The 614-nt window shown below is 74.1% G+C and carries 1 protein-coding gene; it reads right to left on the bottom strand.

Features of this window, described 5'->3' with window-relative positions; all coding sequences use genetic code 11:
• Positions 1-298: 298 nt before the first annotated feature.
• The coding region (locus CCN42_RS39310; protein WP_143662200.1) for a TRCF domain-containing protein at positions 299-614 on the bottom strand (316 nt) is incomplete at its 5' end.

Here is a 614-nt window from a genome sequence, read left to right as displayed (position 1 = left end):
GGCCCGCCCGCTCCGGTGCCGGTCCCGGTGCAGCCGGCCAGGGCGCCCAGCAGTGCCACGGCGACGGCCGCCCTCCCGCCCCTCGGACGCCTCACGTCGTACCCCTCCCCTTGCCGTGTCCGTCCGGCACGTCCGCCCACGCGGACTGTGCGTACGAGCGGTTGTGCCCGCTGCCACGGTAACCATGCAGAGGTTCGCCACCGTCAGGGGCCCGGCCCGGCATGCCGGAGGCCGCCCGCGGCGGCATCACGCCGACGCGGGCGGCCTCACCCGCACACCGGAGCCGGAGCCGAAGCCGCTACGACCCCAGCACCGACGTCAGGAACTCCCCGACCCACGCCAGCAGTTCCCGTCCGACCAGCGGCTTGCCGCCGACCTTCGCGGTCTTGGGGCGCGGCACCAGCACCTGGTGGGCCGTCGCCTTGATGACCGTCCCCGGGTACAGCCGCTTGAGCCGCAGCTCCTGCGACTCGCGCAACTCCACCGGAGCGAAGCGGATGTTGGTGCCCTGGAGCACGATCTCGCCGACGCCGCACGCGCGCGCGAACATCCGCAGCCCCGCCACCAGCAGCAGGTTCTCCACCGGCTCGGGCAACTTGCCGTACCGGTCGACG

Source organism: Streptomyces glaucescens, from assembly GCF_002154375.1.
Taxonomy (GTDB): domain Bacteria; phylum Actinomycetota; class Actinomycetes; order Streptomycetales; family Streptomycetaceae; genus Streptomyces; species Streptomyces glaucescens.
Note: the sequence above shows the minus strand (reverse complement) of the source record. Positions and strands in the feature narration are given on the sequence as shown.